The following is a 23,968-nucleotide window of genomic DNA, read 5'->3' as shown; positions in this document are numbered from 1 at the left end:
GTCAATGCGCGACTGCGGCAGCCGCCGCCTCGTCGATCAGCCGCCCGGTGCGGAAACGCTCGATCGTGAATGGCGCGTTGATCGGGTGCGGATTGTCGTTGGCGATGGTGTGGGCGAAGACATGACCGGAACCCGGCGTTGCCTTGAAGCCGCCCGTGCCCCAGCCGCAGTTCACATAGAGGCCGGGCACCGGCGTCTTGGCCAGGATGGGCGAGCGGTCGGGCGTGACGTCCACGATGCCGCCCCAGGAGCGCAGCATCTTCATGCGCGTGAACATCGGGAACATTTCGCAGATCGCGTCGAGCGTATGGTTGATGATGTGCAGCCCGCCGGTCTGCGAATAGGAGATGTATTGATCGGTGCCGGCGCCGATCACCAGTTCGCCCTTGTCCGACTGCGAGATATAGGCATGCACCGTGTTGGACATGACCACGCAGGGGAAGACAGGCTTGACCGGCTCGGAAACCAGCGCCTGCAGCGGATAGCTTTCCAGCGGCATGCGCACGCCGGCCATCTGCATGATGACCGAGGAATGGCCGGCAGCGACCACGCCCACCTTGCGGGCGCCGATGAAGCCGCGCGTGGTCTCCACGCCGGTGACATGGCCGTTGGGCGACCGCTTGATGCCGGTCACCTCGCAATTCTGGATGATGTGGACGCCCCGCGCCGAGGCGGCGCGCGCGTAGCCCCAGGCGACGGCGTCATGGCGGGCGGTGCCACCGCGCCGCTGGAGTGCCGCCCCCACCACGGGATAGCGCGCCTCCTTGGAGATGTTGAGCGGCGGGCAGAATTGCTTGGCCTGCTCGGGCGTCAGCCATTCATTGTCGATGCCGTTCAGCCGGTTGGCATGGATGTGGCGCTTCAGCACCTGGGTGTCGTGGACGTTGTGCGCCAGCATCATGACGCCGCGCGCCGAATACATGACGTTGTAGTTGAGCTCCTGGGACAGCCCGTCCCAGAGCTTGACCGCATGGTCGTAGATACCCGCCGATTCATCGTAGAGATAGTTCGACCGGATGATGGTCGTGTTGCGCCCGGTATTGCCGCCGCCGAGCCAGCCTTTCTCCAGCACCGCGACATTGGTGATTCCGTGCTCGCTGGCGAGATAATAGGCGGTGGCGAGCCCGTGACCGCCGGCGCCGACGATGACGACATCATATTCCTTGCGCGGCTCCGGCGAGGACCACTGCTCCTCCCAGCCCTTGTGACCGCGCATGGCCTCGCGCGCGATGGCGAACACCGAATATTTCCGCATTGGGCCTGGCCTCGAAGTATTGCCGGAAGTTGCCTGGACGCGACGTGTATCACTAGCGAAAAGGCGGTGCCAGCCTTGCGCTGTTTGCGACGGCAATTGCCGTTTTGCGCCGCACGCCGGTCGCCTGTTTCGGGTGGCGGCCCCGCCGCCCATCTGCGACCACGGCTCCGTCAATAGCCACGGAGCAGAGAAGATGTTCGCACTCACAAACAAGATTGCCATCGTAACCGGAGCGAGTTCCGGCATCGGCCGCGCCACGGCGCTGCTGTTCGCCGACCAGGGGGCCAGGGTGGTCGTCGCGGCGCGCCGCCGGGCCGAGCTCGAAACGCTGGTCGCGGAGATCGAGGATGCCGGCGGCACCGCGGCGGCACTCGCCGGCGACGTGCGGGACGAAGCCTATGCCGAGGCTCTGGTCCATCTCGCGACCGAAAGGTTCGGCGGCCTCGACGTCGCCTTCAACAATGCCGGCTCGGTCGGCGAGATGGCTTCCGTGTCCGAGCTCACGCTGCAGGGCTGGCGCAATACGATCGACACCAATCTCACCGGGGCATTCCTCGGCGCGAAATACCAGATCCCGGCGATGATCGAACGCGGCGGCGGTTCGGTCGTCTTCACCTGCACCTTCGTCGGCCATACGGTGGGAATGCCCGGGATGACCGCCTATGCCGCCAGCAAGGCCGGACTGATCGGCCTCACCCAGGTGCTCGCCGCCGAATACGGTCCGAAGGGCGTACGCGTGAATGCCCTGCTGCCCGGCGGCGCCGACACGCCGGCGCTGACCGCCACGACACCGGAAGAGCGTGCCTTCGTGGAAGGGCTGCATGCGCTGAAGCGCATCGCTCGGCCGGAAGAGATTGCAAGATCCGCGCTCTATCTCGCCTCGGACGCGTCGAGCTTCACCACCGGGGCAGCACTGCTCGCCGATGGCGGCGTGTCGATCAATCGGACCTGAAGCGGGGCATTGTGCTGAATCTCATTCCGACCAAGGCTACCGGCAGGGCTATCTGCCCTGCCGGAGCTTGTGATTGCCAGTGCCTGGTGGAATCTGACGCTTCGTTTCCTGCTGGAATTGGCGGCCCTCGCCGGTTTCGGCCTCGCGGGCTGGCGCCTCGGCGATTCGTCGCTCTGGCGATGGCCGCTGGCGCTGCTCTTCCCGGCCGTGGCAGCCGCACTGTGGGGCATCTTCGCCGTTCCCGGCGATCCCAGCCGCTCCGGCGCTGCGCCCGTCCCGATCTCCGGCGGTGTCCGGCTTCTTCTTGAACTGTTGATTCTCTGCGGCGGCGCGGGGGCCTACTGGATCGAGGGCCATCGCGTGATGGCCCTCGTCCTCGCGATTCTGGTCGCAGTCCATTACGGGCTGTCGGCCGACCGCATCTACTGGCTCTTGCGTCAGTAGGCTACGCAATAGCGGGTCGCCTTTGTCAGCATTTGTGGGTATCTCGTTGCCGACTGCTGCATCCGGACGCCGCGAGGTGCTATGGACTGGCGTCGCGGACGCGTCAGCCGCGGGCGAGGTTTTGGAGACGCGATGAAGGTTGACATCGACATGGGGACCGCGTCCGGCGGCACGCCGGCCGGGCTCGACCTTGAGGAACTGCTCGCCACACGCTTGCTCGTGCAGGGCAATTCCGGCTCGGGGAAGTCGCATCTGTTGCGCCGCCTGCTGGAGCAGAGCGCTCCATGGGTGCAGCAATGCGTGATCGATCCGGAAGGCGACTTCGTGACGCTGGCGGACAAGTTCGGCCATGTCGTCGTCGATGCCGCGCGCGCCGAATCGGAGCTTACCCGAATCGCCGGCCGCATCCGCCAGCACCGCGTCTCCGTGGTGGTCAATCTCGAAGGCCTCGACGTCGAGCAGCAGATGCGCGCGGCGGCGGCCTTCCTGGGCGGCATGTTCGACGCCGACCGCGACTACTGGTATCCGGTGCTGGTGGTCGTCGACGAGGCGCAGCTCTTCGCGCCGGCCGCCGCGGGCGACGTTACCGACGACGCCCGCAAGCTCTCGCTCGGCGCCATGACCAATCTGATGTGCCGCGGCCGCAAGCGCGGCCTCGCGGGGGTTATCGCCACTCAACGCCTGGCCAAGCTCGCCAAGAACGTCGCGGCCGAGGCCTCCAACTTCCTGATGGGCCGCACCTTCCTCGACATCGACATGGCGCGCGCCGCGGACCTGCTCGGCATGGACCGCCGCCAGGCGGAGATGTTCCGCGACCTGGCGCGCGGCCATTTCGTGGCGCTTGGCCCCGCCCTCTCCCGGCGGCCATTGCCGGTCACGATCGGCCCGGTCGAAACCTCGGCCCGGTCGACCAGTCCGAAACTCACGCCCCTGCCCGAAGCTCCGGTCGACGCGCGCGACCTGATCTTCACGCCGGGACCCGAGGAGACGACGCCGATCGTGCGCCGCACGCCTCCTCCGCCGCCTCCCACCCCGACGGTCGATATCCTCGCCCAGCTCGCACGCTCGCGGCCGGCTGTGGAAGCCGCGGCAGAGCCGGCGGCCGAGATCGACGAAGCCGAGCGCGAGGCCGGCATCGAGCAGGTGATGCGCGAGATCATAGACGATCCCGACGCATCTTTTCGTTCCGATGCCGTGCTCTATCAGGATTTCCTGGTGCGCTGCCGCATCCGCCGCGTGCCTGGCAGCCCCTTGTCGCTGTCGGCCTTCCGCCGGCGTTATGCCGTAGCGCGGGCCGGCATCGGCGGCGAGTTGGCGCAGAGCGATAGCTGGCAGCAGGCGCTCAGCCTTTCGGAAAGCCTGCCCGACGACGTGCAGGGCGTGTTCCTGATGGTCGCGCAGGCGGCGGTAGCCGGCGAACCCTGCCCGTCCGATGCCACGCTCGCCCGCGCTTACGGCACGCAATCCGCCCGGCGGGCGCGGCGTCTGCTCACCTATTTCGAGGAACGCGGCCTGCTGATCGTGCGGGTCGATTTCCACGGGAAGCGGGTCGCCGCCTTCCCGGACCTCGGCTGCGAGACCGCCCCCGGCGATCCCGATGGCCCCGATGCCATGGAGCAGCGGCAAGCCGCGGAGTAACGCAGCGTCGATCGCCCTCTCGACAAACGCGGCCGATTCTGCTATCAGCCGCCGCAATTCGCGATGGGAGCCACCGCGGAGGCTTCAGCTATGGGCTGACGGCCCAATGTATTTAACCGGCAAAGACAGGATCGAACGTGCAGGTACTCGTCCGCGACAACAATGTTGACCAGGCACTCCGCGCGCTGAAGAAGAAGATGCAGCGCGAAGGCATTTTCCGCGAAATGAAGATGCGCGGCCACTACGAGAAGCCCTCCGAGAAGCGCGCCCGCGAGAAGGCCGAAGCCGTCCGCCGAGCCCGCAAGCTGGCCCGCAAGCGCGCCCAGCGCGAGGGTCTGGTTCCCGGTGGCCGGCCCGCCGCTGCCGCGACGGCAAGGCCGGCGCGCTGACGCCGCCAAGTTTTCGTCCTTTTCCGTCGATACTGCCGAAGGTGGCGCGATGCGCAATCGCCGCCACCTTTTTGTTTCGCCCGCATCATACGGGCCCCGGGGATTGAAGGGCAGACGCTCCCAGGTGAGAGGAAGATCGGGTGAGAGGAAGATCGGAATGAATGGCATTACCGGCGGCCGGAAAACCTCATGGCGCGGCAATGCCCCGATGCTCGCCTTCCTCGCGCTGCTGCCGTTGGCGGCGTGCCAGAGCGGCCCGACCGGAGAACTGACCACCATCGATGTGGCGCAGGGTTCGAGCGAGAACATCTCCTCGCTGACCTCGGTGATCGAGCGCAATCCGCGCGATCCGGAAGCCTACAACACGCGCGGTTCGGCCTATGGGCGCGGTGGGCGCTACAATGAGGCCCTGCGCGATTTCGACAAGGCCATCGAGCTCAATCCGAGCTACTATCAGGCCTACGCCAACCGGGCTCTGATCCAGCGCTTCCTCGGCGACCAGCAGGCGGCGCTCACCGATTACAATCGCTCCATCCAGATCAATTCGAGCTATGATTCGGCCTATATCGGCCGCGGCAATCTCTACCGGAAGGCAGGGCGCACCAAGGACGCCTTCAACGATTTCCAGAAGGCGATCCAGCTCGACACGACCGATCCGCGTGCCTATCACAATCGCGGACTGATCTATCAGAGCCAGGGCCAGCACACTTTCGCCATCGAGGATTTCTCGACGGCCATCTCGCTCTCGCCCGACGCGCCGGAGCCCTATAACGGGCGCGGCCTGTCATACCTCGCCCAGAACGACGAGGAGAACGCCTTCGCCGACTTCAACACCGCGATCAAGCTGAACGACCGGATCGCCGAGAGCTGGGCCAACCAGGCGCTGATCTACGAACGGCGCGGCGACAAGGCGAAGGCCGCCAAGTCCTATGCGCGGGCCGCCCAGCTCGATCCCAACTACAAGCCGGCGAGCGAAGGTCTGGCGCGCACCCGCGGCGGCTGAGCGTCTTGGGGCGCGCCCGCGCGTCCTCTCTCCATCTGATCGCGTTTTTCGATGTCCCGCGCTGGTTGTCGCCATTGCAGCGCGTTTGCTGCCGCCTTGCCGGAAAGCACGGGCTGGGTTGTGAGCGGGCGGAACTTCGTACGCCTTCGCCGGTTTACCGTGGGCGACAGGTAGATATGGAGATTGCACATGGTGAAGAGACTCATCCTTTCGACCGTCGCCGCAACGGCGGTTCTCGCAACGCCCGTGCTCGCACAGGGCCGAACCGAGGTCGGCATGCTCGACTGCAATATCGCAGGCGGCGTAGGGTTGATCCTCGGCTCCAGGAAGGACGTGAGCTGCCTGTTCAAGCCGACCGACGCGAACAAGCCGGCCGAACAATATGTTGGCACCGTGACCAAACTCGGGATCGATGTCGGCGTGACCGGCAAGACTGTTATGACCTGGCTGGTCGTCGCGCCCACTTCCGATCCCCTACCCTTCGGGGCTCTCGCCGGCAGCTATGTCGGAGCGAGCGCCGACGCGAGTGCAGCGATCGGCGGAGGCGCCAACGTGCTTATCGGCGGATCGAACAAGACCCTGACGTTGCAACCGCTGAGCGTGCAGGCGCAGACCGGCCTCAATGTCGCGGTCGGCGTGAGCGAGTTCACGCTTCGTCTGGCTGGCTGATCAGCCTCTTTCCGAAAGGTCCGCCCGGCACATAGGCCTTACACTCGCCGGCTTGCCTCGATATCTTCCCGCGAAGGCTCGACGCCTTCCCGGGGAGAACAATGAAGAAGCTGGTGCTTGCGACGACGCTGCTTGCAGCGCTGGGGGGTGTTGCGGATGCCGCACATGAGGGCGTGGAACTCGGGCTGCTCGACTGCGCGATCGAGGGCGGCACCGGCTTCATCTTCGGCTCGACCAAGGATCTGAGCTGCGTCTTCAAGCCGGTGGATCAGGGTTTCGAGCCCGAATCCTATTTCGGCGCCGTCACCAAATATGGCCTCGATATCGGCGTGACCGGCCAGACCTTCATGCAATGGCTGGTGCTGGCGCCGACGAAAAACATCTATGCCCCTGGCATGCTGACCGGCGATTATGTCGGAGCCAGCGCCGAGGCGACCGCCGGCATCGGTGCCGGCGCCAATCTGCTGGTTGGTGGCTCCGGCCAAAGTTTCATCCTGCAGCCTCTGAGCATCCAGGCGCAGACCGGAATCAACATCGCCATCGGGGTCAGCCAGTTCCAGCTGCGCAGCATGGCCGAGTAGGCCACCCGGTCTGGTACTTTCCGCCTCCTGACCGACGGGACCATCATCGTCGCCGAATCGAGGAGACCGCCGGTGATCGAGCACGACCAGCCGCGCAGTATCGACTGGCGGGGGCTCTGGCGGAGCGGCGACCTCGCACGCTTCTGCTTCGTCAGCCTCGGCATCTTCCTTCACGCCACCAACGAAACCATGGTCGCCACCGTGATGCCGGCGATGGTCGGCGATCTCTCGGGGGTCGAACTGGTCGGCTGGTCGCTCGCCATATACGAGCTCGGCTCGATCGTCGCAGGCGCCGCGACCGGGCGCCTCGTCACTTATGTGGCGTTGCGCATGAACGTGGTCGTGGCCGCCCTGTTGTTCGGCGCCGGCGCCCTGGTCTGCGCCCTCGCACCCTCCATGATCTGGTTCCTCGCGGGTCGCCTGCTTGAAGGCTTCGGCGGAGGCGCACTCGTCGCGCTGGCCTTCGTTTCGGTCGAACGGCTCTTTCCACGCGCGATCTGGCCCCAGCTCTTCGCCATCATGTCTGCGATCTGGGGCGTCGCCGCCTTCAGCGGGCCCCTGCTCGGCGCGCTGTTTGCCGAATCACTGTCCTGGCGCTGGGCCTTCGGCATGTCGGCCCTGGGCGGCCTGGCCATGGCCGCGGCCAGCTACGCCGTGCTGCGCGGGCCGAAGGCAACACGCCCGAGCGGAACCGGCGAACCCGCCCCTTTTCCGGCCATGGCCCTCCTCGTGCTCGCCGTCGGCGTGCTGCTGGTCGCCACGGCGGGGGTCAGGATCGAGCCGGTACGGTCGAGTGTGCTGCTCGTGCTCGGCCTGGCCGGACTCGCTTTGTTCTTCGCGCTCGACGCCCGCAAGCCTCGCTCGCGGCTCTTTCCGAGCCGTCTCTTCGACTGGCGCACTCCGGTGGGTAACGGCATGATAATGGTCGCGGCCTTCTCCGTCGCCACCTGCTCCTTCCCGCTCTACGGTCCGCTGCTGCTCACCAGCCTGCACGGCATTTCCGTGCTGACAGCGGGTTACATCATCGCGGCGGAATCGATCTCCTGGTCCGTGCTTTCGATCCTGGTGGCCAATGCCCGCCCACGGCACGAACGGACGATCATCGTCACCGGCGCCATCATGATAGCGGCGGGCATCGCCGGCTTCGCCTGGACGGTTCCGGTGGGATCCATCCCGCTCATCCTGATCTGCGCCATGCTGCAGGGCGGCGGGTTCGGCATCGCATGGCCCTTCGTCACCAGGACGATCGTCGCATCGGCGGCAGCGGAGGAACGCACCATCGCGTCCTCCGCCGTACCGACGATGCAACGCATCGGTTACGCCGTAGGGGCGGCCACGACCGGCATCATCGCCAATGCGGCAGGCTTCTCGCAGGGCCTCACTGCCGCAACGGCCGCCGGCGTTGCATCATGGCTGTTCCTCGCCTTCGTGCCGCTCGCCTTGCTCGGCTGCGTCGCGGCGGTCAGGATCTCCGGTGCAGCCTCCAGGCTGGAGGCCGAGACGGCGTGATCATTCAAGCAGAAGAGCCCGACATCCCTGCCGGGCTCTGGTGTGCGGGATAACCGTTCGGCTCAGTGGTCGAAGGCCTTGACGATCTCTTCGGTCATCTTCTTGGCGTCGCCCAAGAGCATCATGGTGCCGTCCTTGTAGAACAGCGTGTTGTCGATGCCGGCATAGCCCGAGCCCAGCGAGCGCTTGACGAACAGGCAGGTGCGCGCCTTGTCGACGTCGAGGATCGGCATGCCGTAGATCGGGCTCGCCTTGTCGTCGCGCGCCGCCGGGTTGGTCACGTCGTTGGCGCCGATCACATAGGCGACGTCGGCCTGCGCGAACTCTGAGTTGATGTCCTCCAGCTCGAACACCTCGTCGTAAGGCACATTGGCCTCGGCCAAAAGCACGTTCATGTGGCCCGGCATGCGGCCGGCCACCGGATGGATGGCGTATTTGACCTCGACGCCGGCCGCCTTCAGCTTGTCGGCCATCTCGCGCAGCGCGTGCTGGGCCTGCGCCACCGCCATGCCGTAGCCCGGCACGATGATCACCTTCTGCGCGTTCATCATCAGATAGGCCGCGTCGTCGGCCGACCCCTGCTTCACCGTGCGCTCGATGCCGTCGTCGGCGACCGCCGCCGCCTCGCCGCCGAAGCCGCCGAGGATCACCGAGATGAAGGAGCGGTTCATGCCCTTGCACATGATGTAGCTGAGGATCGCGCCCGACGAGCCGACCAGCGCCCCGGTGATGATCAGCGCCAGGTTGCCCAGCGTGAAGCCGATGCCGGCCGCCGCCCAGCCCGAATAGGAGTTCAGCATCGACACCACCACCGGCATGTCGGCGCCGCCGATCGGGATGATGATCAGCACGCCGAGCACCAGCGACGCCGCCACGATCAGCCAGAACGCGATCGTGCTCTGGGTGGTCACCAGGAGCACGATCAGCACCACCAGCGCGATGCCGAGCGCGGCGTTGACGGCATGCCGGCCCGGCAGCATGATCGGCTTGCCCGACATGCGCCCGTCGAGCTTCAGGAAGGCGATGACCGAGCCGGTGAAGGTGACCGCGCCGATCGCCACGCCGAGGCTCATCTCGACCAGCGCCTGGCCGTGGATGGCGCCGAGCGAACCGATGCCGAAGCTTTCCGGCGCATAGAGCGCGGCCGCCGCCACCATCACCGCGGCAAGGCCGACCAGGCTGTGGAAGGCCGCCACCAGCTGCGGCATCTTGGTCATCTGGATGGAGCGCGCCACATAGGCGCCGACGCCGCCGCCGATGGCCAGCCCGACCACGATCAGCGCCAGGCCGCCGAGGCTCGGCGTGGCCAGCGCCAGCGTGGTCAGGATGGCGATCCCCATGCCGATCATGCCGTAGAGATTGCCCTGCCGGCTGGTCGTCGGATGCGACAGGCCGCGCAGCGCCAGGATGAACAGGATGCCGGAGACCAGATAGAGGAAAGAGGCGAGATTGGCGTTCATCGCTTACTTCTCTTTCTTCTTGTACATGGCCAGCATGCGCTGGGTGACCAGGAAGCCGCCGAAGATGTTGACGGCGGCGAGCATGAGCGCGACGAAGCCGAAGCCGGTGGCAAGGCCGGAGGCCGAGATGCCCACCGCCAGCAGCGCGCCGACCACGATCACCGACGAGATCGCGTTGGTGACCGACATCAGCGGCGTGTGCAGGGCCGGCGTCACCGACCACACCACGTAATAGCCCACGAAGATCGCCAGCACGAAGATGGCGAAGCGGAACACGAAGGGATCGATGACGCCGCCCGACAGCGCATGGGCCGCGTCACCGGCCGCATCGGCGGTCGCCGGCGCCTGGGCCAGATCCGCGATCGCCATCCTGACCGCCGCCACCGACTGCTCGAGCTGGTCGAGGGCCTTTTCCAGTGCTGTCTGTTCCATCACGCGTCTCCCCCGGTTTTGGGCGCCGCCGCTGGTTTCGATGACGATTTGGCCGCGGCAACCGGCTTGGCCGGCTTGTCCGCCGCGGCAAGCGGCTTCTTCGCCGGTTTCTTCGCGGCAGCCGCTTTGGCCGGTTTATCCGCAGCTACAGCAGCCTTGGCCGGCTTGTCCGCCGCGGCAACCGGCGCGGCCGCCATGCTGGCCGCCGCATCGGCGAAGGCGGCATGCACCACCTTGCCGCCGTCGGTCAGCATGGTTGCCTTGACCAGTTCGTCCTCACGGTTGATCGACAGCTGCTTGCCTGCCTTGTCGACCAGTGTCTCCAGGAAGGCGTAGAGGTTCTTGGCGTAGAGCAGCGACGCCGAAGCCGCCACCCTGCCCGGCACATTGAGATGGCCGACGATCTTCACCCCGTTGGCCGTGGTCACGATCCTGCCGGCCTCGGCACCCTCGACATTGCCGCCACGCTCCACCGCCAGGTCGACCAGCACCGAGCCCGGCTTCATCGACGCCACCATCGCCGCCGACACCAGCCGCGGCGCCGGACGCCCGGGGATCAGCGCCGTGGTGATGACGATGTCCTGCCTGGCGATGTGCTCGGCCGTCAGCGCGGCCTGCTTGGCCTGGTATTCCTTCGACATCTCCTTGGCGTAGCCGCCGGCGGTCTCGGCCTGCCTGAACTCCTCGTCCTCGACCGCGATGAACTTGGCGCCGAGCGAGGCGACCTGCTCCTTGGCGGCGGGCCGCACGTCGGTCGCCGTCACCACCGCGCCGAGGCGGCGCGCGGTGGCGATCGCCTGCAGGCCGGCCACGCCCACCCCCATGACGAAGACCTTCGCCGCCGGCACCGTGCCGGCCGCCGTCATCATCATCGGCAGGGCCCGGTCATATTCGGCCGCCGCGTCGATCACCGCCTGGTAGCCGGCCAGGTTGGCCTGGCTCGACAGCACGTCCATCACCTGGGCGCGGGTGATGCGCGGCATGAACTCCATGGCAAACGCCGTCACCCCGGCCCGCGCCAGGGCCGCCACCGCCGCGTCGTTGCCATAGGGGTCCATGATGGCGATGACGGCCGAACCTGATTTGTAGCCCTTGAGCTCCGCCTCGCTCGGCCGGCGCACCTTCAGCACCATATCGGCCCGGCCCGCATCGGAGGCCTTGCCGATCGCGGCGCCCGCTGCGGCGAAATCCGCATCGACGATGCGCGAGCCCAAACCCGCACCGGCCTCCACCACCACGTCGAAGCCGAGCCCGACAAGCCGCTTCACCGTCTCGGGCGATGCACCGACACGGGGCTCGTTCGCGTCGATCTCCAATGGGACAAAGATAGTCTGAGGCATCCCGCTCTCCGCGCAACTGTCCGCCCGCCGGGGATAGTCCTCGGCGACGCGCATGCCTGTCCTGTCGGGTCTGACAGCTAGTGGGCTACGAGGATGCCCTTGGCCTCGAAGATCTCGCGGATCTGCCGGACATAGCCATGATAGGCCGTGTCCTCATGCGTCTTGCTCCACTGGCGCGGACGCGGCATGTCGATCTTCAGGTCCAGGTCGACGCGGCCCGGGCGCGGCGACATGACCAGAACCCGGTCGGCGAGGAAGACGGCCTCGTCGATGCCGTGGGTGATGAACAGCACCGTGTTGCGGACCCTCAGCCACATGGCCTGCAGATCCATGATCATCTGTTCGCGGGTCAGCGCATCGAGCGCGCCGAACGGCTCGTCCATCAGAAGCAGCCCCGGCTCCTGGATCAGCGCGCGGCAGATCGCGACGCGCTGGCGCATGCCGCCCGAAAGCTCCGACGGATATTTGTTGCCGAAGCCTTCGAGGCCGACCTGGGCAAGCAGTTCCTCGGCCCTGACGCGATATTTGGCCAGGTCCTTTTTCTTGATCTCGATCGGCAGCAGGATGTTGTCGAGGACCGTGCGCCAGTAGAGCAGCAGGTCGGATTGGAACACGACGCCGATCTTGGGATGCGGCTTGCTGACGCCCTCTCCGTCGATGGCGATCCTGCCGGTCGAGGCCGACGTCAGGCCGGCCAGGAGCGAAAGCAGCGTGCTCTTGCCGCATCCGCTCGGGCCCACGACGGCAACGAAGCTACCCGGCTCGATTTGGAGGTCGATCTTGTCGAGCGCCAGGACATCGTCGTCTTCCCGGGTCTTGTAGATCTTGGAAAGCCGCGAGATCTCGACCGCCGCGCCGGCTTGGCTGGTGGCTTGCATGGACTGCCTCACTGTCGTTGTCGTCATTGCGGCCTGCCGTCCGGTCACTTGGCGGCGTCGCGCTTGTAGGTGACGCGAGCCTCGATCGAGTTGATGATGAAGTAGAGGATCACCCCGAGCCCCGAAATCGACACCACGGTCGCGAAATTCAGAGTCGTGTCGAACAGCGAATTGGCCTGGAGTTGCAGATAGCCGAGGCCACGCTCGGCGGCGACATATTCGCCGATCACCGCGCCGATCACCGCCAGCGAGACCGCCACCTTGAAGCCGCCGAAGATGTTGGGCAGCGCCGCCGGCAGGCGCACCTTGAAGAAGGTCTGCCATTCGTTTGCTCCCATCGAGCGGACGAGATTGACGAGATTCTTGTCCAGCGACTGCAGTCCGACCACGGTCGAGATGACGATCGGGAAGAAGGAAATGAGGAAGGCCAGCGTGATCTTGGGCGCCCAGCCATAACCCAGATAGAGCACGAGCAACGGAGCCAGCGCCACCTTCGGCACGGTCTGCAAGGCAACCAGGATGGGATAGATGGCCCGTTCGAACGCCCGCGAATAGAAGATGGCGAGCGCAAGCGGGATGCCGATCACGATCCCGAGAAAGAAGCCCGAAACCACCTCGAAGAGCGTGACATAGGCATGTGACAAAAGCAGCGGGAACTCGCTGACCATGCGTTCCGCAATGGCGAGCGGCGTCGGCAGGACGAAGGCCGACAGGCCGGCCAGAGGCACCAGGATCTGCCACGCGCCGATCAGTGCCGCAGCGAGGAGGAGCGCCGAATAGCGCTCCAGGAAGCTTCCTCGCACCTTTTTCTTGCCAGCCATGCTCCTGCCCTGTTTCTTCTGCGCCTGCCCGGCGCTCAACACGTCAGCATTTGCCACTTCAGGCCTCACTGCTTCAGAAGGTCATTGGTATAGAACGACGAAAGCGGCCTGGCTTCGCCGATGTCCTCGACGCTGCCGATCAGCTTGAGTGCCTCGGCAATCGCCTTCTCGTCGATCCAGCCGACCGGCGTGCCCGCGGAGGAGTGAATCGATGCCGAAGTCTGCTCGACCTGCTGCTGCACCACCTTGTCCGATGGCCCGGCCTGCCAGACCGCCTTCAGCGCGGTTGTGGCGGCGGCGGGATCGGCGCGGGTCATCTCGATCGCCTTGGCGTTGGCCGCAAGGAAGCTCTTGAGCGCGGCGCCCTTCTTGGCGATGCCGTCGTCGCTCGCTACCACCGCCATGCCGGGAACGGCAAGCCCATATTCCGTCAGGTCGAGAACGGGATATTTGACGCCCGTCTTGTCTTCGAGCACTGGCAGGTCATTGGTGAGGTAGACGCTGACCACGTCGACCTGCTTCTGCAAGAACTGCGGGACACGGGACTGGGAGTCCATCTGGACCTTGTTGACCTTCGCACAGTCGATCTTGTTCGCCTCGCAGAAGACACCGAGATAGGACGTGCCGGTCTCCCCCACCGAGTGGGCGATCGACTTGCCCTCGAGATCCTTCGGCGACGTGACTGGCTTTTCGGGGTGCGAGATCAGCACGACCGGCGCCTCAGGCTGGTAAAGCGCGATGATCTTGACCGGCATGCCCTTCTGGATCGCCGAGATGGCAAATATGCCGGGCAGGACGACTACGTCCTCCTGGCCCTGGACGAGCGAGCCGAGCGCGGCCTGCGAACCAGCCCCTTCGCCCAGCTTCGGCGTAACGCCGGCATCCCTGTAGACGCCCTTCTCCTCGCCCAGATAAAAGAACCCGTACTCGCCTTTGAGCTTCCAGCTGAAACGGACATTCAAATCCTCGGCCATCGCGCTTTGGCTGACCAAGATGGATCCGACTGCCACTGTTGCGGCGAGTGTCAGGCTGCGAACGAGACTTGTGGCGTAAGACATTCTTCTCCTCCCTTGGCAGGCGCAACAAGGCGCCGCGCGACCGACGCAGCCGCGTTCAAACTCCCTCGAATGCGGTGTGCTTCTCAGCACTCAATCCCCATTCTTGATCTCATAGTGTGATCACAATTTTGGTTTGTCAAGCGGGGAATCGGGGCATCGCAGTACACGTCTGCCGATTGATCAAACCAAGCGATAAAGGGCTGCCGGATGCGCAACTGATCATTGCCAAACGGCGCCGATTATTTGCGGCGACTGGTTCTGTCGACCGTCAGTCGGCGGTCCAACCACCGTCGACCACCAGCGACGTGCCGGTCACGAGAGCAGACGCGTCGGACGCCAGAAACAGGATCGCTCCCATCAGGTCTTCGACTTTTCCGATCCGGCCGAGCTTAATTCTCGCCTCGACGGCAGCCATCCCGACGGCGTCGAGGCCGTAGGAACGCGTCAGCGACGTGTCGGTGAAGGTCGGCGCGACCGTGTTGACACGGATGCCCTTCGGACCAAGTTCAACGGCAAGCGCCTTGGTGAGGCCCTCGATCGCGAATTTGGAAGCGACATAAACCGAACGGTTCGTCGCCCCGACATGCCCGAGCTGCGACGAGACGTGAATGATCGACCCCTCGCGGCCCATGGTCAGAAGCTTCCGCGCCACCACCTGGGCGAGAAAGAACGCGGCCCTGACATTCAAGGCGAAGACCGCATCGAAGTCTTTGGCGCCGACATCGACGAATGGACCCGGCCGGTTGGTACCGGCGTTGCTGACGAGGATATCGTATGGCTCAGCATCGCCCAGCGCATGTTCCACCCTCGCGATGTCGGTGATGTCGATCGCCAATGCATCGGCCTGGCCTCCCGTGGACCGGATTGCAGCGGCGGCCGCCTGCACCTCGTCTCGGGTCCGGGCCCAAAGCGTGACGTGGGCACCCGCCTGCGCAAGGCAGGCAGCGGCGGCGAGGCCGATGCCGCGTCCGGCACCAGTGATCAGCGCGCGACGGCCATCGAGGCGAAACGATGGTGTGACGGGGATGTGAACAGGCTCCATGGCGCGCCAGTTTCCGACTTGAGTTGCCGGTCTGCGTCAGGTCGAGGCGAAAGTCGACGGCAGAGCATTCTCGATCGCCGTCCTGGTCAGGTTGCGCGCGATGAAGACGAGCCATCCACGTGGCGCTCCATCGGGCCAGCGCGGCAGATATTCGGGTGGATAGACGACATGCTGCACGCCGTGGATCACCACCGGCCGTGGGTCGCCGCGCACCGGCAGCAGTCCCTTCACCCGCAGTATCGATTGTCCGCGGCTTGCAAGCAGCAACTCCAGCCACTCGACGAAGGCCGGCCAATCGACTTCCTGCGTCACCTCGACCGTGAAAGTTTCGATGCCGTCGCTGTGCTTGCCGGCCGTCGGCAAGCCGTCGGCATCGAAGTAGCGCGGCGCGCGGTTCGCTGCATTGGCGAAGATCTCGGCCGCACCCGGCATTGCACCGCGGCTCGAGGTCAGCGGCTGCACTGAAGGGTTGACCTTGGCAAGGTCGAGACCCAGCGCGTCGATCCGCCAGGGTTCCACGAGATCGGACTTGGTGATGACGATATGGTCGGCCAGCGCCACCTGCTGGGCAGCCTCGGCGAAGCCGCCGAGGCTATGAGCGCCGCTGACACCGTCGACGGTGGTGACGATGCTGCCCGCCTTGTAGGCGCGGCGCAGCTGCAGATCCGCCATCACGGCGTGCATGATCGGAGCCGGGTCGGCGAGGCCCGTGGTTTCGACGACGACCCGCCGGAACGGCGCGACCTCGCCGCGACCGGCCATGGCTGAAAGATCGGCGAGCGTCGAGACGAGGTCGTCGCGCACTGCGCAACACAAGCAACCCGATGACAGCAGCACCACATCCTCGGAGACTTCACGCACCAGTAGGTGGTCGAGACCGACCTCGCCGAACTCGTTGATGACGACGGCGGTATCGGCCAGGTCCGGCGTGCACAGCAAGTGCCTGAGGAATGTCGTCTTGCCGCTTCCGAGGAAACCGGTCAGCACATGGACCGGTATTCTCGCATCGACCGAGGCGGCGGCGGGCTGCACGGTCAGTTCACCTCGAAGATGGCGTCGACCTCGACCGGCACGTTGCGCGGAAGCGAATAGCAGCCGACGGCGGCGCGGGCATGGCGCCCGGCCTCACCGAACACTTCGACCATCAGGTCGGATGCGCCGTTGATGACTTTCGGGTGATCCCCGAAGTCAGGTTCGGCATTGACGAAGCCTCCGAGCCGGATCACCCCGACCACGCGGTCGAGGTCGCCGCCGAGAGCCTGCTTGAGCTGTGCCAGGATGTTCACCGCGCAGAGCCGCGCTGCGGCCTGACCCTCCTCGACCGAGAAGTCGGAGCCGAGCTTGCCGGTATATTTGTCCTTGCCGCCTTCGGCGGGCACCTGTCCGGAAATGTAGATCTGGTTGCCGATCCTGCGCGCGGGCACGTAGTTGGCCGCGGGCGGCACGCTGTCCGGCAGATTGATGCCGAGCTCGGCGAGTCTTTGTTCGAACTTCCCCGCCATCACGGTTCCTTTCAATGACGATTCCGAATTCTCAATAATCGAAAAGCAGCTCCGGCCCCTGCGCGAAGGGAAGCTCGATGCCTTTCGAGCCCGCGACGCTGAGGAGCGCGCGGCAGGTGGTCCTGATGTCATGGACGATGCCCCGCTTCGCGGCAGTCGCATTGCCTTCCTTCAAGGCGTCGAGGATCGCCTCGTGGTCGGACGCATTCCACGGCATCGAAGGGATCAGCAGCGACATGTACATGGTCGGCCCGAATTGCAGCCAAAGCGATTCGATCAGAGGCATCAGCACTTCGGACTCAGCGGCCTCGTAAAGCGTGAAATGGAATTTCTGATTGGAAGACAGGCAGTTCAGTATGTCGCGCTTCTCGATAGCCTGGAGCAGTTGCCTGTTTATTCCGGTGAGTTCTGCAATCAAGGCCGGGCCCGCCTTCTTGGCCGCAAGCTCGGTCGCCATGCCCTCCAGCAGTTCGCGCACGGCGAAAAGGTCGCTGAGCTTCTCGGGCCCTAGCCGGGGCACTCGCACGGAACCGCCCTTGGTTTCCTCGAGCGCGTTGGCGGCGACGAGGCGGCTCAGCACCTCGCGAACCGGCATCGGGCTGGTGCCCAAACCCGCCGCCAGCTTGCGCAGGCTCATCACCTGCCCCGGCAGGAACGCGCCGACCATCAGCCCCCTCCGCATGTAGCGCAGTACATGTTCATGGACGTGACCACGCTCCCGCTTGGTCGTCTCCTGGGATTCGTTCTTGGTCACTTCGGTGTTTTCGATGCGCATTTCGCATCTCCGTCTTTCGCGCCTGGTCTCAGGACACCGGTTCCAGAACGTACCGGTATCCGCTCGCCTGCCCGCCGGCACCATCACGATACGTGTTGGCGACGCTGACTGTGATCTCACACTGTGATCAATAGATGATCCTTCGGTTCACGGCAACCGATAAGTCCGACACGGATACCGCCGGACAAACGACGCCATGGAATCCGCCTGGCCCCAACCCGCTGCCGAAGGACTATCTTCGACAATGCCCGCCTTCGCTCCAACAACCATTTGCTGCATTGCTACCATGCGTAGAGAACCACGGAAGACTCGGCCCTTGCAATACGCTTGCCACCTATCCGCCCGCCGCACAATATTTGGCGGATCTTCGGTTCTCTGGGGCGTATCCGAAGCGGGCCGGCCGCATCCAGCGACCGGCAGTTGCAAAGCTCAGGCGGTCGCGCCGACCTGATAGAGCTCGACCTTTGTCCCGTCGGGATCGGCGATGTAGATGGTCAGCCCGTACGGCCCGTCATGCAGCTCGTTGTAGTAACGCACGCCGGCACTCTTTAGCCTGGCGTCGAGCGCACGGACATCGTTCACCTCGAAGGCGATATGGTCGAGCTGGCGATGCTCGGGCACCTTGCCGTTGATCAGGGCGATGCCCTGGTGGAAGGCGGTGAAGGGGCGACCGTCGGCGAGCGGCTTGGCTGGTCTGATCGTGAAGCCGAGCAGGTTCGTGTAGAAATCGACGGACTTGTCGATGTCGTTCACCATGATCAGCTGGTGGCCGTAACCCGTGACGCGCGGTCTCACCTGATCGTCGATCCAGGCGAGGATGTCGGAGGACGGCGCGATCTCGCAGAAATACTGCTTCCAGATCTGCTTGGCCGTCGCCTCCCATTCGGCATTGACGCCGGACACGCAGTCGTCGACTGCGATGACGTCGAGATCGCGCAGATAGGCTTCACGGATGCTCGTCTCGACACAAGCGTTGGTGGTGGCGCCCGTGACGAACAGATGCTGCGTGCCCAGCATCTTCAGCATCATCTCGAGGCGGGTCTCGTAGAAGGCGCCGAAGCGATGCTTGCGGATGACGAAGGACGGATCGAACGCCGCCAGCGGCTTCAGCTCGTCGATGATCTCCTCGTCCCAACTTCCGGCCAGCGCCGATACCTGCTTGCGCCGCGCCGTGTGCCCGGCGAGCTTCTTCCTGGCGCGGTGCTGGTCGACCGCGAAATGCTCCTGCATTGTCCAGATCACCGGGATGCCAACATCCTGGCAGCGCTTGATCAGCTTCGCCAGGGGCGAGACGATCGAGGAGAGACGCTTGGTGTCGACGCCTGAAATGCCGAGCGTGCCCTTCTCGTGGATGAAGGCGTTCTGCAGGTCGATCACCAGCAGGGCCGACTTGCGGTAGTCGAGCGGAGCGAGGCTCATTTCTTGCTCTCCTCCATGTCGATCCCGAGCACGCCGCCACGGCCCCAGCTATCCTTCGGAGTCTCGTGGATCACGACATGCAGGTGGTCCGGCTTGCAGGCGGCCTCATCCACCATGGCTTTCGTTATAGCTTTGACGAGATTGCGCTTCTGCTCGACAGTGCGCCCCTCCCACATCTCAACGACGACGAACGGCATTCATCTTCTCCTTTTCTTCGGCGGGCAACGCGCCGGAAGCCCACACGGGCACGGCAGGCGCGAAGCCCGTAACCAGATCGTTGTTCGCCCGGTCGGTGCCGCTCAGCAGCCACAACGGACGGTTGGCGTAATTGATCAGGACCTGCTCCTCCATGCATGCGCGATTGGCGGGATGCTGCGGGTCGCGATCGAAATGACTGGTCGCCGGCATCAGCCTGACGACATAGAGCGGCTCCAACGGATCGATGCCTTCCAGCAGGTCCGGTCCGACGTCGCCGAGCCGCGTCCCGAGCACCGGCGGATCGACGCGGCCGACGGGCAGGACGACGACCACGCCGGCAAGCGGAGTTGCCGGCCAGTAGCGCCCTTCCCGACCCTCGCAGAGGAACCGTGCATAGCTGCGCGCCTCAGAGAAGAGTTCGCTGTCCCAGAGGATGACATCAGGCCCGATCAAATCCTTGGCCGCTTCGATCACTCTGCTGCTCTCGCAAAGTTCCAGGAAGACCCATGGATCCGTCAGGCCGACGGCATGGCCCCACGGATTATGCAGCCCCGACAGCCGCTCCTGGCGGATCGTCGCCTTGCGGGCGACGATCCTGGCGGCCGCCTCGCTCGCCGGCAGACGCGCCGGCATCAGCGAAACCCGTCCTGCCAGGTCCAGTCCGTCGGTGCCGAGCGGGCTCATGACGGCAGCGTCACGCAACGCCCGCGGCCATAATGGCCTTCACCGACGACGCCGTTCTCATAGACGACTTCACCGCGCGCCACCGTCATTACGGGCCAACCCTTGAGCTTCCAGCCTTCGTAGATGCAGGTGCCCTTGCCCGTGTGGTTGACGGTGCGCTCCTCGTCGAGGTCAACCACCACGAGATCGGCGTCGAAACCGACATCGATATGGCCCTTGCGCGGCCACAGGCCGAAGCGGTGCGCCGGGTTGAAGGAATTGAGCTCGACCAGCCGCGACAGCGGCAGGCCGCGCTGATGTACGCCGAAATGCAGCATCAGCGACAGCTCCCACGGGAAGCTTACGACACCGGGGAACTCGGTCCAAAGATCCTCGAGCTTCTTCGGCAGGAAGGGCACGTGATCGGTGCCCAGGCTGTAGACCGACCCGTTCAACATGCCCTGCCACAGGCCTTCGAGCTCGTTGCGGTCGCGCAGCGGCGGGGAGATCTTGGCCCGCATGTCCAGATCTTCGTCGTAGCAGGTGCGGGTCAGATAGTGCGGACAGGTCTCAACGGTGACATGCACGCCGCGCGCCTGGGCCTCCGCCGCCAGCACCGGGCCCATGCCGACCGAGGTGTGGACCAGATGCAACGAGCAGCCGGTCTTCTCGGCGAGGAAGATCATGCGGCGGATCGTTTCGACCTCGCAGAAGGCCGGCCGAGATTCGGTGTAGGCGCCGAGGTCCTGACGGCCGGTCGCCGCGATCTCCTTCTTGATCCAGGAGGCGATCTGCGTATTCTCGCAATGGACGTTGATGACGCCGCCCGGCACCTTGGACAGGATGCGCATGGCCGCATAGACCCAGCCGTCCGTCGCCGGCACGATGCCGATCGGATTGTCGGGCTCGTAGCCGAAATAGCATTTGAACGACTTCACGCCCGTCTTGGCGATGACCTCTGGTATCTCGGCGATATGCTCCTCGCGCTGAATGCCGAAATGAAAGCCGAAGTCGATGATGGAGTTCTCCTCGCCGATCGCCTTCCGCTCCTCATAGAACGGCAGATACGACTCCTTGAGGTTGCGGATGTAGAGAAGGGCGGTGGTGACGCCGCCGGAAGCGGCCGCCGCGGTCTCCGTGCGCATGTCCTCCGCAAAGGGGAACTTCACGCCGAGATGGCAATGCGGGTCGATGATGCCGGGCATCAGCACCCGGCCCTCGGCATCGATGGTGCGGCTGGCATCCGGCAGCACCTCGTTGGCACCGGTGAGAACGATCTTGCCGTCCTTCACCGCCACGCCGCCGTGGAACTCGCCGTCGTGGCGAACCACACGCGCATTCTTGATGACCAGATCCGCTTTCATGCCCTTTGCTCCATGATACCTTCGATGCGGCGGCTGATGCCGCTCCATTGGCTGCGGCCCACCGTGACCGGAGCGCGCGCGCCCATGCCGCGGGCCCAGACCGCCTTGAGGCCGAGTTCCAGCGCCGCATCCCGATCTATGGTTCCAGGCGGGGCGGCAACGTCGACCAGCAGCCCGTGCCTGGGAAGGAGCGCGAGCTGGTCGCGTTCCAGAAGCCGCTTGGGCACGCTGCCGATGACGATGTCCATGCGCGGCAGGACGTCGGGTAGCTGCTCCAGCGTAAGGGTCTCCGCGCCGGCGGCATAGGCGGCTGCGCGCTGCACGGAATTGCGGGCCGCCACATGCACATGAGCTCCGAGACCGACCAGCGTATTGGTGAGCAGCGAACCGATGGTACCTTGTCCGATGAGGCAGACATTGGATTTGTGGATGGTGATCTCGGTGTTCTCGATGATGACCTTCAGCACGCCCTCGACGATCGCCGGGCCGCGCAGCAGCATCAGGTCCACATCCCATTCATATTCGTGCAGCGTTATGCCGAGCGCCTCACAGTGACCCTTCAGATTGGGATCCGCCCAGCCGAGGATAATGTGGCCGGGTTTGCGCATGCCGGCCAGCATTTCGTGGGATGGAATGATCTTCTGGGGCGCCTTGGGCGCGAACAGGGCGCCTTCGGCCGTGATACCGGGGATCGGGAACAACGCGACGTCTGCCCCCTTAAGGGCATCGGCGGCATCGCTTGCGTGGTAGACGCCCTCTATGCCCTGGTCGGGCCACGGAAACCCGTAGGCTCGCACCTTGGCGCCGGCCTTGACGGCGCAGCGAGCGATTTCCTGCTCGCGCGCGTCACCTGCGACGACGGCAATGACAAGATCCTCCCAGCTCATTGCGCCCTCACCTTCTCGATCAGCCGATCTTTCGTCAGGCCGGCGATGCCCATCGCCTCCGCCGTGCGCCCACCCTTGCGATAGTCGGTACCGACGGCGATCTGGGCGAGCCTGTAGAGGGACTTCGCCACAGGCGTATCGACCTCAGCTATTCGAGCGAATTCGAGGAAAGGCAGCAGCCCGTGGCCGAAATCTTCCTTGTAGTACCGGTATTCGAGCGAATCCGGACCCTTGATGCGCTTGTTGGCTTCGCCGCCGGAGATCGCGGCGCGGAAATCCGCGGTGTCGACGACGTCGGCCTCGACGGTGCCGAGCAGCTTCATCTCCTCGACGAGGTTTGGAAGATCGTGGCCGAAAGCCTTGGCGACGGCGAGCCTTTCGTCGTCCAGTTGCCGCATGATCCGTGCGACGCCCGGGGTCATGGCATCGACATAGAAGGTGAACTCGCCCCCGGTCGCCTCCACCCAGGCGGCGGCCAGTACCGCACCCGGCGGATGCAGCACCATGTTGACGTTGGAGAGGTCGGAGGCGATCACGTCGGCGACGGGCGTCAGGCCGGGATAGAGCTTCGCAGCCATCTCGATCGCTCCGGCTCCGCCCTTGAGCGCGGCCGCCTTCAACTGCTTGGCGCGGCCGCTGACGGTGACGCCATCGGGGCGATACTTGCGGGCGACATAGGCCAGGGTGGAGAACTCGACCACCGGCGGCGCGGCCCTGCCGGAACGCGAGAAGGTCTCGGCGAATTCGAGGGCGCCGCCAGTGTGGCCAGGGTTGAGCACCACGGGCCTTTCGGACGGCCAGCCGGCTGCGGCAAGCGCACCGGCGATCGCCGAATGCGAGAAGGTCGGAAGTACCACCACGGCGACGTCGACGCCCCCGATCGCGGCCTTCAGATCCGTGGTGATCAGCGTCGGCTTTGCGATGCCTTCCCCGAGCTTGCCCTCGAAGGCGACGCCGCCCAGCTTGATATGGGGCTCAAGCGTTTCGGCCGATCGCGCCCAGAAATGCACATCGTGCCCGGCCTGGACCAGTTCGGCGACGGATGCGGCACCGCCCGCCCCTGCCCCGAGTATCGCAACCTTCATTTTCTCCTCCGAGGTCCGAAGCACGGCAACGTGGCTGAGCCTTGCAACGCAGGTTCCGGGAGGCTCCCTTCCGCAGGCTTGCGTCGCGCTCATTGCCGTAAAATTTGATCACACTTTATGATCACATATAGAATTGTCAAGCTGAAGAATCCACCTCTGGACTAGCCAGCGACGGCCACGAAGCCTGCGCTTTCGATTCCTGCCACCGCGCACATCTCGTCATTGTCGGATGTGTCGCCGGTGATGCCGACGGCGCCGAGCAGAACACCGTCGGTAGACCGGATGAGAACGCCACCCGGCACCGGCACGATGCGGCCGCCGGAGACGCCGGAGAGCGCCTGCACGAAATGCGGTCGCTCGATCGCGGCGTTGTTGAGCCAGCGGGAGCCCGCCCCGACGGCAAGAGCGCCGTAAGCCTTGCCCGTGGCGATCTCGAAGCGCAGCATCGAAGAACCATCCTGCTTCTGGAAGGCGACGAGATGGCCGCCGGGATCGAGAACCGCGACGGAGAGCGGCTTCAACGAGGCCTCCCTGGCCTTGGCGAAAGCCCGCTCGATGATTTCGTTTGCCTTTGCGAGAGTAAGACTGGTCACGTCTGTTCCTT

General features: G+C 65.1%; 26 protein-coding genes. 8 read left to right on the top strand and 18 right to left on the bottom strand.

Features of this window, described 5'->3' with window-relative positions; all coding sequences use genetic code 11:
• Position 1 precedes the first annotated feature (1 nt).
• On the bottom strand, positions 2–1,255 hold the full coding sequence (locus tag JN280_RS13595; RefSeq protein WP_202312850.1) for a sarcosine oxidase subunit beta: 1,254 nt from the start codon (positions 1,253–1,255) through the stop codon (positions 2–4).
• Positions 1,256–1,448: 193 nt separating this feature from the next.
• On the opposite strand from JN280_RS13595, the gene JN280_RS13590 reads away from it, so the two are divergent.
• The 8 genes from JN280_RS13590 to JN280_RS13555 all read left to right on the top strand — a co-directional run bounded on the left by JN280_RS13590 (position 1,449) and on the right by JN280_RS13555 (position 8,440).
• Positions 1,449–2,207, top strand: coding sequence for an SDR family oxidoreductase (locus JN280_RS13590; RefSeq protein ID WP_202312849.1), 759 nt, complete (start codon positions 1,449–1,451; stop codon positions 2,205–2,207).
• A gap of 69 nt (positions 2,208–2,276) precedes the next feature.
• A complete protein-coding gene (locus tag JN280_RS13585) occupies positions 2,277–2,651 on the top strand; it encodes a YrdB family protein (RefSeq protein ID WP_244743300.1) in 375 nt (124 codons plus the stop codon).
• Positions 2,652–2,783: 132 nt separating this feature from the next.
• Positions 2,784–4,289, top strand: a complete 1,506-nt coding sequence (locus JN280_RS13580) for an ATP-binding protein (protein ID WP_202312848.1) — start codon at positions 2,784–2,786, stop codon at positions 4,287–4,289.
• A gap of 137 nt (positions 4,290–4,426) precedes the next feature.
• Positions 4,427–4,678, top strand: coding sequence for a 30S ribosomal protein S21 (gene rpsU / locus JN280_RS13575; RefSeq protein ID WP_202312847.1), 252 nt, complete (start codon positions 4,427–4,429; stop codon positions 4,676–4,678).
• Positions 4,679–4,835: 157 nt separating this feature from the next.
• A complete protein-coding gene (locus JN280_RS13570) occupies positions 4,836–5,681 on the top strand; it encodes a tetratricopeptide repeat protein (RefSeq protein ID WP_202312844.1) in 846 nt (281 codons plus the stop codon).
• A 189-nt stretch (positions 5,682–5,870) separates the two neighbouring features.
• A complete protein-coding gene (locus JN280_RS13565) occupies positions 5,871–6,350 on the top strand; it encodes a DUF992 domain-containing protein (protein WP_202312842.1) in 480 nt (159 codons plus the stop codon).
• Positions 6,351–6,451: 101 nt separating this feature from the next.
• Complete coding sequence (locus tag JN280_RS13560; RefSeq protein WP_202312840.1) at positions 6,452–6,931, top strand: DUF992 domain-containing protein; 480 nt, start codon at positions 6,452–6,454, stop codon at positions 6,929–6,931.
• 72 nt (positions 6,932–7,003) lie between these two features.
• Positions 7,004–8,440, top strand: coding sequence for an MFS transporter (locus tag JN280_RS13555; RefSeq protein WP_244743298.1), 1,437 nt, complete (start codon positions 7,004–7,006; stop codon positions 8,438–8,440).
• Between the two features lie 62 nt (positions 8,441–8,502).
• Here the strand turns inward: JN280_RS13555 and JN280_RS13550 are convergent, their stop codons facing one another.
• The 17 genes from JN280_RS13550 to JN280_RS13470 form a co-directional block, all read right to left on the bottom strand.
• Positions 8,503–9,900, bottom strand: a complete 1,398-nt coding sequence (locus tag JN280_RS13550; protein ID WP_202312819.1) for an NAD(P)(+) transhydrogenase (Re/Si-specific) subunit beta — start codon at positions 9,898–9,900, stop codon at positions 8,503–8,505.
• A 3-nt stretch (positions 9,901–9,903) separates the two neighbouring features.
• Positions 9,904–10,332, bottom strand: a complete 429-nt coding sequence (locus tag JN280_RS13545; protein WP_202312838.1) for a proton-translocating transhydrogenase family protein — start codon at positions 10,330–10,332, stop codon at positions 9,904–9,906.
• On the bottom strand, positions 10,332–11,672 hold the full coding sequence (locus JN280_RS13540; RefSeq protein ID WP_202312837.1) for a Re/Si-specific NAD(P)(+) transhydrogenase subunit alpha: 1,341 nt from the start codon (positions 11,670–11,672) through the stop codon (positions 10,332–10,334). The genes JN280_RS13545 and JN280_RS13540 overlap by 1 nt, the downstream gene beginning before the upstream one ends.
• A gap of 77 nt (positions 11,673–11,749) precedes the next feature.
• Complete coding sequence (locus tag JN280_RS13535) at positions 11,750–12,550, bottom strand: ABC transporter ATP-binding protein (protein WP_202314747.1); 801 nt, start codon at positions 12,548–12,550, stop codon at positions 11,750–11,752.
• A gap of 44 nt (positions 12,551–12,594) precedes the next feature.
• Positions 12,595–13,428, bottom strand: a complete 834-nt coding sequence (locus tag JN280_RS13530; RefSeq protein WP_244743297.1) for an ABC transporter permease — start codon at positions 13,426–13,428, stop codon at positions 12,595–12,597.
• A gap of 8 nt (positions 13,429–13,436) precedes the next feature.
• The gene (locus tag JN280_RS13525; protein WP_202312836.1) at positions 13,437–14,429 is read right to left on the bottom strand and encodes an ABC transporter substrate-binding protein; all 993 of its coding nucleotides are present in this window, start codon (positions 14,427–14,429) and stop codon (positions 13,437–13,439) included.
• Positions 14,430–14,697: 268 nt separating this feature from the next.
• On the bottom strand, positions 14,698–15,471 hold the full coding sequence (locus JN280_RS13520; protein WP_202312835.1) for an SDR family NAD(P)-dependent oxidoreductase: 774 nt from the start codon (positions 15,469–15,471) through the stop codon (positions 14,698–14,700).
• Between the two features lie 36 nt (positions 15,472–15,507).
• Positions 15,508–16,503 carry a CobW family GTP-binding protein gene (locus JN280_RS13515; protein WP_244743295.1) on the bottom strand — a complete coding sequence of 332 codons (996 nt, stop codon included), beginning with the start codon at positions 16,501–16,503 and terminating at the stop codon, positions 15,508–15,510.
• A 2-nt stretch (positions 16,504–16,505) separates the two neighbouring features.
• Positions 16,506–16,973 (bottom strand): RidA family protein, encoded by a 468-nt coding sequence (locus JN280_RS13510; protein ID WP_202312834.1) that lies wholly within the window; start codon positions 16,971–16,973, stop codon positions 16,506–16,508.
• A 31-nt stretch (positions 16,974–17,004) separates the two neighbouring features.
• A complete protein-coding gene (locus tag JN280_RS13505) occupies positions 17,005–17,748 on the bottom strand; it encodes a GntR family transcriptional regulator (RefSeq protein WP_202312833.1) in 744 nt (247 codons plus the stop codon).
• A gap of 429 nt (positions 17,749–18,177) precedes the next feature.
• Entirely contained in the window at positions 18,178–19,167 is a 990-nt protein-coding gene (locus JN280_RS13500; RefSeq protein ID WP_202312832.1) for an isochorismatase family protein, read from the bottom strand.
• On the bottom strand, positions 19,164–19,364 hold the full coding sequence (locus JN280_RS13495) for a 2-hydroxymuconate tautomerase (protein WP_202312831.1): 201 nt from the start codon (positions 19,362–19,364) through the stop codon (positions 19,164–19,166). Before JN280_RS13495 ends, JN280_RS13500 begins: the two co-directional genes overlap by 4 nt.
• The gene (locus tag JN280_RS13490) at positions 19,345–20,049 is read right to left on the bottom strand and encodes a resolvase (protein WP_202312830.1); all 705 of its coding nucleotides are present in this window, start codon (positions 20,047–20,049) and stop codon (positions 19,345–19,347) included. The genes JN280_RS13495 and JN280_RS13490 overlap by 20 nt, the downstream gene beginning before the upstream one ends.
• Positions 20,046–21,392: a dihydroorotase gene (locus tag JN280_RS13485; RefSeq protein ID WP_202312828.1), complete on the bottom strand. Its 1,347-nt coding sequence runs from the start codon at positions 21,390–21,392 to the stop codon at positions 20,046–20,048. The genes JN280_RS13490 and JN280_RS13485 overlap by 4 nt, the downstream gene beginning before the upstream one ends.
• On the bottom strand, positions 21,389–22,279 hold the full coding sequence (locus JN280_RS13480) for a dipicolinate synthase subunit DpsA (protein WP_202312826.1): 891 nt from the start codon (positions 22,277–22,279) through the stop codon (positions 21,389–21,391). Before JN280_RS13480 ends, JN280_RS13485 begins: the two co-directional genes overlap by 4 nt.
• Positions 22,276–23,364: an NAD/NADP octopine/nopaline dehydrogenase family protein gene (locus tag JN280_RS13475; protein ID WP_202312825.1), complete on the bottom strand. Its 1,089-nt coding sequence runs from the start codon at positions 23,362–23,364 to the stop codon at positions 22,276–22,278. The genes JN280_RS13480 and JN280_RS13475 overlap by 4 nt, the downstream gene beginning before the upstream one ends.
• A gap of 161 nt (positions 23,365–23,525) precedes the next feature.
• The gene (locus JN280_RS13470) at positions 23,526–23,957 is read right to left on the bottom strand and encodes a GlcG/HbpS family heme-binding protein (RefSeq protein WP_202312824.1); all 432 of its coding nucleotides are present in this window, start codon (positions 23,955–23,957) and stop codon (positions 23,526–23,528) included.
• Positions 23,958–23,968: the final 11 nt, after the last annotated feature.

The sequence above is a fragment of the Mesorhizobium sp. L-8-10 genome (assembly GCF_016756635.1).
GTDB lineage: Bacteria > Pseudomonadota > Alphaproteobacteria > Rhizobiales > Rhizobiaceae.
Note: the sequence above shows the minus strand (reverse complement) of the source record. Positions and strands in the feature narration are given on the sequence as shown.

Excerpts from the sequence above, each read along its gene's own strand:
- JN280_RS13545 (WP_202312838.1), bottom strand. The coding sequence starts at position 10,332 with ATGGAACAGACAGCACTGGAAAAGGCCCTCGACCAGCTCGAGCAGTCG.
- JN280_RS13550 (WP_202312819.1), bottom strand. The coding sequence starts at position 9,900 with ATGAACGCCAATCTCGCCTCTTTCCTCTATCTGGTCTCCGGCATCCTG.
- JN280_RS13520 (WP_202312835.1), bottom strand. The coding sequence starts at position 15,471 with ATGGAGCCTGTTCACATCCCCGTCACACCATCGTTTCGCCTCGATGGC.
- JN280_RS13485 (WP_202312828.1), bottom strand. The coding sequence starts at position 21,392 with ATGAAAGCGGATCTGGTCATCAAGAATGCGCGTGTGGTTCGCCACGAC.
- JN280_RS13480 (WP_202312826.1), bottom strand. The coding sequence starts at position 22,279 with ATGAGCTGGGAGGATCTTGTCATTGCCGTCGTCGCAGGTGACGCGCGC.
- JN280_RS13490 (WP_202312830.1), bottom strand. The coding sequence starts at position 20,049 with ATGAGCCCGCTCGGCACCGACGGACTGGACCTGGCAGGACGGGTTTCG.
- JN280_RS13540 (WP_202312837.1), bottom strand. The coding sequence starts at position 11,672 with ATGCCTCAGACTATCTTTGTCCCATTGGAGATCGACGCGAACGAGCCC.
- JN280_RS13505 (WP_202312833.1), bottom strand. The coding sequence starts at position 17,748 with ATGCGCATCGAAAACACCGAAGTGACCAAGAACGAATCCCAGGAGACG.
- JN280_RS13595 (WP_202312850.1), bottom strand. The coding sequence starts at position 1,255 with ATGCGGAAATATTCGGTGTTCGCCATCGCGCGCGAGGCCATGCGCGGT.
- JN280_RS13580 (WP_202312848.1), top strand. The coding sequence starts at position 2,784 with ATGAAGGTTGACATCGACATGGGGACCGCGTCCGGCGGCACGCCGGCC.
- JN280_RS13565 (WP_202312842.1), top strand. The coding sequence starts at position 5,871 with ATGGTGAAGAGACTCATCCTTTCGACCGTCGCCGCAACGGCGGTTCTC.
- JN280_RS13560 (WP_202312840.1), top strand. The coding sequence starts at position 6,452 with ATGAAGAAGCTGGTGCTTGCGACGACGCTGCTTGCAGCGCTGGGGGGT.
- JN280_RS13475 (WP_202312825.1), bottom strand. The coding sequence starts at position 23,364 with ATGAAGGTTGCGATACTCGGGGCAGGGGCGGGCGGTGCCGCATCCGTC.
- JN280_RS13495 (WP_202312831.1), bottom strand. The coding sequence starts at position 19,364 with ATGCCGTTCGTCGTCGTTGAGATGTGGGAGGGGCGCACTGTCGAGCAG.
- JN280_RS13570 (WP_202312844.1), top strand. The coding sequence starts at position 4,836 with ATGAATGGCATTACCGGCGGCCGGAAAACCTCATGGCGCGGCAATGCC.
- JN280_RS13525 (WP_202312836.1), bottom strand. The coding sequence starts at position 14,429 with ATGTCTTACGCCACAAGTCTCGTTCGCAGCCTGACACTCGCCGCAACA.
- JN280_RS13535 (WP_202314747.1), bottom strand. The coding sequence starts at position 12,550 with ATGCAAGCCACCAGCCAAGCCGGCGCGGCGGTCGAGATCTCGCGGCTT.
- JN280_RS13500 (WP_202312832.1), bottom strand. The coding sequence starts at position 19,167 with ATGAGCCTCGCTCCGCTCGACTACCGCAAGTCGGCCCTGCTGGTGATC.
- JN280_RS13590 (WP_202312849.1), top strand. The coding sequence starts at position 1,449 with ATGTTCGCACTCACAAACAAGATTGCCATCGTAACCGGAGCGAGTTCC.
- JN280_RS13510 (WP_202312834.1), bottom strand. The coding sequence starts at position 16,973 with ATGGCGGGGAAGTTCGAACAAAGACTCGCCGAGCTCGGCATCAATCTG.